Here is a 6,027-nt window from a genome sequence, read left to right on the forward strand (position 1 = left end):
TATCAATATTGTTGGATATTAATAACTTAGCTTGATTGTTTTTAACAATTTCAGTTCTTATATTGAAAACTTCACGTTCACATTTAAGAAGAAAATTAAGCACTTTTGATATTAAAGAATCGTTTCTTTTTATCTTACAATTAACTGGTGCAGCGTCTATTAAAAAGAACAAATTACAATACTCAAGTCCAGTACATGCTAGTTGCATTTGCGCCTGCACATAGTATTTTAAAAAATACTTACTACTTAAAAAATTGCCATTTTTATTGTACGCTTCAATAGCGCTACTCATATAATGAGAGTCACTACTCTTAATCTCTAAAAGCTCTATATCACCATTAATATTAATAAACCATCCATCAATTGTTGCGCCTACTAAAGGTTCAAAATTATCTATTTTTTTGAAATAATTATATTTATCAACACCGTTAGCATATTTATTTTTATACAAAACAGAAATATCATCACCGTACGCCTTAACAAATTCTCTAAATCCTAAATTTTCCAACTCTTTCCCTTTTAACATGTATAAATTTTCTTCAAAAGGCAAACTCATGCCAAAATATTTAAGCACACTATTTATCATTACGTCTTTAAGACCAGTGCCACCAATTACAACAGTCCCCACTTCACTAGCTCCATATTTATCGAGCTTGCTTCTTTGCAAACTAAAATCAATATTGTGATTAAATCTAAAACACTCTTGACTACTTATTCCTGGTAATTTTTTGCCTATCTTGCTTAATTTGCTTTTTTCTTTAATGGGAAGAGTTTTTTCCTCAAATACTTCACATCCAGTAAAACTTTGTTGTTTAATATGTATCATGTTGGACACTCCATTTTGAATATTTTCTTGATTCTTGTTTGTTGAAACATTGTTCATAATGTACTCCTTAATATGTTTAGAAATAATTATATAGCAAAAACTATTTTTGCCAACTTTTTTACAAAAATTTTTGTAAAAAAATGAGGGCTTAGCCAAATTCTCTACTTAAAGAATTAAGCTAAACCCCGGTAAATTGAGTTTATTTAAAAAATAGCAATCCTTTATAGCTATATATATAGCTATGACAAAAATCTTTTTTGTCAATTTCTTTATAAGAATTTTTGAAAAAAGTGGGTTTTAACTGAATTCTTTACTTAAAGAACTAGTTAAACCCCACCAAAATGGAGCCCTTGTTTTATATATGCGATACGACGAACATATCATGTAATATTTACTATATTAATTACAAAAACTATTTTTGTCAACTTTTTGCAAGAATTTTTACAACAAAATAAAGACTTTATTAAATTCTCTTGCTAAAGAGCTTAATAAAGCATATAAACTTAGCTGAATTCACTTTTAAAAAAGTGATTTTTTAAAGTTTTTTAGCAGTTAAGTATTATGCAATTTAGAATTAAAAGCAATTTGTCTTTTTGCAATAAAAGAACTTATTTAAATTCTTTTGTTAAAAAGTTTGAATAAGTTCTAATTTAGAAGAGATCAAAAATAAACTGTTACTTTGTAATAATATCCATCAGCATTATAATAATGTTACTTAAAAATCAAATTGTGAATTATTTTATTATTTAATGAATTGTAAATATTTCATAAATAAAGCATTTAAAATTGGTCCGATAATTGCTGCTGCAAGTATCATAAAATGTATTAATCTGTTTCCTGTATTAAGATCTTTTTTCAAATTTTTTTCTACATTATCTATCTTAGTATTTAAATTCTTTTCTACATTATCTATCTTAGTATTTAAAATAAATAAATCTTTTTGTAAATTTTTTTCTACAAAATCTATCTTGGTATTTACACTATCTATTTTGGTATTTAAACCCTTTTCTACATTACCTATTTTAGTATCCAAACTATCTATTTTAGTATTTAAACCCTTTTCTACATTATCTATTTTAGTATCCAAACTATCTATTTTAGTATTTAAACTCTTTTCTACGTTATCTATTTTAGTGTCTAAACTATCTATCTTGGTATTTAAACTCTTTTCTACGTTATCTATTTTAGTGTCTAAATTAGATATATCTTTTCGTAAATTCTTCTCTATATCAATTATTTTCTCTTTCAAATATTCAAAGTTGTAATTATCATTATTAAGAAAAACAAAATCTATTGCCTCTTCACTAAACCCTATGTTTAAAAATTCATTTTTTATACTTTCTATGTTATATGTTCTGTACGCTAAATTGTTCATAAAATCTCCATATTATCCTTTTAATTGTTTATATTCTTTCATAATTCTTTTAATTATTTCTTTTTCATCACTAAATAATTTATCTAATAAAAATCCTGTAAATTTAGCATTACTTTTATAAAAATCGTAACTTTCTTGCTTTTTAAGTTGAAATCTTAAAGGTTTTATTGGATTTTGATTAGATTTTTTAATAATATTGCTGCCTTCTAATTGCTTAATTGCTTTTTCAATACCATTATTAGCAATAAAATTGTAGTCAATAATGCCTTGTTCTACACCCGATACTATTTTTATATACTTATATGCTTGAGATTTAGCGATTTTAAAATTAGCCAAAAAACTATAAAAATTTTTATATCCATCTAAAATATACAATTTTTTTTGATTAATTGTGTTTAATATTTTTGCTGTTTCTATTTTATTATAAATGTCATCTGTTGTTAGGGTTTTTAATTTATCCTTCAGTCTCAAATATTCCTCTTTATGTATTTCTTCTAATGATTCCATTTTAGAAATATTTTCCTTTATATCGACTCTTTTGGTTATTATCATTTTATTTTTAATACTCATGTAAACTCCTTATTTGTCCATTACTGGATTAAATTTTTTTGTTATTTTATTTTTAACATTTTGTTTAAAGATTTTTCATATTCTTTATAATAGTCTGTTTTTGAAGGAAATTCTTTTCTATAAAACAGCACTTTTTTGATATCATCTCTTTTGGGAATAACTCCTATTAGATATTCTTTATATCTATTTTCTAAATTAAATATTATTTCCTTGTCAATGTTTTGTCTTTCTAAAGCTCCCGTAACTAAAAAGTAGGGCGTAATATCGTTTCTATAAACTTTATTTATTGCATCTAATATTAGATCTATACTTTCAACTGCCCATAGATCAGAATTAATTGGTATTATTAAATAATTAGTAATTACCAAAGCATTGTTTAAAAGATGCCCTAAGCTAGGATTTGTATCAATTATTATATAATCGTATTTAGATTTAATGGCTAAAAGCCTTTTTTCTAAAAGATTATCTTGTAATGGTATACTTTCTGAATTAAAAACAGATAATTCTAGTGAGCTAGGAATTATATCTAAGTAATCAGACACTGTAAAAATGCAATTTTCTATGTATTTCCTTTGTTTAAAGACTTCATAAAGATTGCAATTTTCAACATCTATATTTTGTTCTTTTAATTTAAATAAAAAGTAACTAGTTATACTAGCTTGTGGATCACTATCAATTATCAATACTTTATATTTTTCTTTAGCTAATATATTGCTATAAAATAAAACGCTGGTACTTTTGCCAACACCGCCCTTAATTGACGCAATTGTTATTATTTTAGGTTTTTTATTATCCATTTTGTTAAAGGTCCTTGTTCTGGGTATTTTTTCCCATAAAATTCATATACTTGTTTTTCTAAATCTGTAAACATACTAAATAATATTTTATTATAGTGGTTATTCATTCTCTGTTTATCTAGCAAGCGGTATAATCCCTTAAAGTAGAAAAAAACACTACCCGCTTTAAATCTAACTTCCATATAATATGCCCTTGCGAATCCATAAGATTTTCTATTCCCGTTTAATTGATACTTTACAATAGCTTTTTTTATTGGTTTTCTAAAACCGTAAAAAATTCCAATAAATTTATCCCCTTCTTTAATGGGGTATAAATGTGTTTCCTCAACAATTCTTTCTCCATTAAACAAGGTCCTTAATGACACTCGAAATTCATTTTTTTTCTTTTTTTTATTCTCATAAACTCCAAATTTATAAACGTCCATCATTATTTTTGTATGGTACATTGCTTTACCATTTTCTTTTTCAACCAAAATAAATCGTTCTTTATTTTGGCATTCAACTTTACATTTTCCTTTTTTTGCAGGTTCTGGTGCATTTTCCATATCTAGTCCTTATACAACCTTTTTGCCAAATTCTTCTACCATTGAAGAATTTTTCTCATTTTCTATTATTTCTAATAATTCACAATAATACGTATTATCAAATACTTTATTATATTCTAATTTCTTTTTGCTATTCAAATAAGTTTTTAAAATTGGTTTTAGAATTTCAATATTTGCCTTTTTTTCTAGTCGCTCAATGAGTACATTGAAAATGTTTATCTTTATATGTTCACATTCTTTTTGTAAGTTTTCTTTTTTAAATTCAACTGATTTTTCTAATTTACGTTTTATTTTGCTTAGATCGTTATATTTTTGGTTTTCAATTATAAAATGGGGTTTAAATTTGTAATTTTCGTATATTTTTTGAAATTCTGTTTCTAATTGTTTTGGATTATATCCATTTTTTTCTAATTCTTTTTGAGTATTGTTTAAAATCTCTTTTAATTTGTTTTGCTTTTCTTTGAAAGAATTTTTGTTAAAATGTATATTTTTACCTTTTATTGTTTTAATTTCAAATCTTTTTAAAGCTTTAATTGTTTCAATTTTTTTATCTTTACTAATATCCAATTTTAATAAAATTAGAAGAAATTCTTTACGTTTAAAGTTGCATTTATTGTAATAGTTTATTACTTGATACTTTTCTATTTGCTTATCAATTTTTTCTTCTTCTTTTTTATTATTATTTTTATTATTTAAACACTTCTCCAACTCTACATTACCCTTTTTTGGAGATTTGTCTTTAAGGTAGTTAGACACTCTCGATTTAAATCGAGAGTGTCTTTTTTCTTGAAAATATTGGTTGATTTTAAAGTGGCATTCATTTTTTTCAAAATTAAGTTTATAGTAAATTTCAGTGCCAAAATTTACACCCAAATGTTTGTAGTAGTTGGTTGTTACTTTTATATCTTTTTCTAATCTGTAAAGATATTTTTGCAATGTTCTTAATGTAGTAGTAGCTTGACCATTTCTTTTTAGATTTTTATTAAAGTAATAGAGTATGGTTTTTTGGTTGTATTTCTTATATTTGGCGTTTATGTAGTCTAGTGTTGAGACAAGAACTATTAATTTATGTTGATGCTTGTTGTAGCAGTTTGGACTGTTTTTATTGGTTGATATTGACATAACCCTCAACCTCCTCAATATGTTTATTAATAATTAATATTATAATGCAAAATTTTGAATTAAAAGTAAATACTTTTCGAAAAAAATATTAAATTCTAATTATTAATCTCATTCATTTAATACACTTTTTATAATTTGGTAAAAAAGATAAATTGATTTTAATTCTAAATTGGGATACACTACAAGTAACGTAGTTGTTTAAATATTGACATTTGCGACTACCTTAATATGTTAATTTGCAAAAAATAATGATATAGTGGGGACTTAACGAGATTCTTTGTAAAAGGAGCTTGGTTAAGTCCCACTTTTTTTACAAAAATTTTTGTAAAAAAGTTGGCAAAAATAGTTTTTATTATATAATTATTTATAAACATATTAAGGAGTACATTATGAACAATGTTTCAACAAACAACAATCAAGAAAATATTCAAAATAATATACAAGCAAAAATAAGCTTCAGAAAAGATATGAAAACCCTAAAAATGAATTTACCAGGTATTGACAAGAGTCTTAAAGGATATGGATACAAATATCAGAATTTTAACGAAATAGTTAGAGAAATAAAAAACGTTATTAATAAGCACAATTTGGAGCTTGATTTTGAGCAATTCCCAACTTTTACACATGATCCATATGGTAGAGTTCATGTTGTTAGGACCACATTCTACAGCACAATCAGTGGGTATGAAGAGTCTTTTGATACACCAATACTTACAGAAAATTTACAATGGAATAATGAAAATGGGTCTAAAAGTGTAAATACAACGCCACAACTAGTTGGTTCAGCTATTA

At 24.7% G+C, this 6,027-nt stretch carries 5 protein-coding genes and 2 pseudogenes; 1 reads left to right on the forward strand and 6 read right to left on the reverse strand.

The window, feature by feature from the left end:
- Positions 1 to 66 precede the first annotated feature (66 nt).
- The 6 genes and pseudogenes from DB318_RS05800 to DB318_RS05825 all read right to left on the reverse strand — a co-directional run.
- Positions 67 to 883, reverse strand: a pseudogene (locus DB318_RS05800) (YqaJ viral recombinase family protein); the annotation flags it as partial.
- 685 nt (positions 884 to 1,568) lie between these two features.
- The gene (gene bdr / locus DB318_RS05805; RefSeq protein ID WP_151074471.1) at positions 1,569 to 2,201 is read right to left on the reverse strand and encodes a Bdr family repetitive protein; all 633 of its coding nucleotides are present in this window, start codon (positions 2,199 to 2,201) and stop codon (positions 1,569 to 1,571) included.
- A gap of 12 nt (positions 2,202 to 2,213) precedes the next feature.
- On the reverse strand, positions 2,214 to 2,771 hold the full coding sequence (locus DB318_RS05810) for a chromosome replication/partitioning protein (protein WP_151073871.1): 558 nt from the start codon (positions 2,769 to 2,771) through the stop codon (positions 2,214 to 2,216).
- Between the two features lie 41 nt (positions 2,772 to 2,812).
- Positions 2,813 to 3,568 (reverse strand): ParA family protein, encoded by a 756-nt coding sequence (locus DB318_RS05815; RefSeq protein ID WP_151074472.1) that lies wholly within the window; start codon positions 3,566 to 3,568, stop codon positions 2,813 to 2,815.
- Positions 3,544 to 4,113, reverse strand: a complete 570-nt coding sequence (locus DB318_RS05820) for a DUF226 domain-containing protein (protein ID WP_151073869.1) — start codon at positions 4,111 to 4,113, stop codon at positions 3,544 to 3,546. The genes DB318_RS05815 and DB318_RS05820 overlap by 25 nt, the downstream gene beginning before the upstream one ends.
- A gap of 9 nt (positions 4,114 to 4,122) precedes the next feature.
- Entirely contained in the window at positions 4,123 to 5,235 is a 1,113-nt protein-coding gene (locus DB318_RS05825) for a plasmid maintenance protein (RefSeq protein WP_151074473.1), read from the reverse strand.
- A gap of 389 nt (positions 5,236 to 5,624) precedes the next feature.
- On the opposite strand from DB318_RS05825, the pseudogene DB318_RS05795 reads away from it, so the two are divergent.
- Positions 5,625 to 6,026, forward strand: a pseudogene (locus DB318_RS05795) (ERF family protein); the annotation flags it as partial.
- Position 6,027: the final 1 nt, after the last annotated feature.

Source organism: [Borrelia] turdi (assembly GCF_008828755.2).
Lineage (GTDB): Bacteria > Spirochaetota > Spirochaetia > Borreliales > Borreliaceae > Borreliella > Borreliella turdi.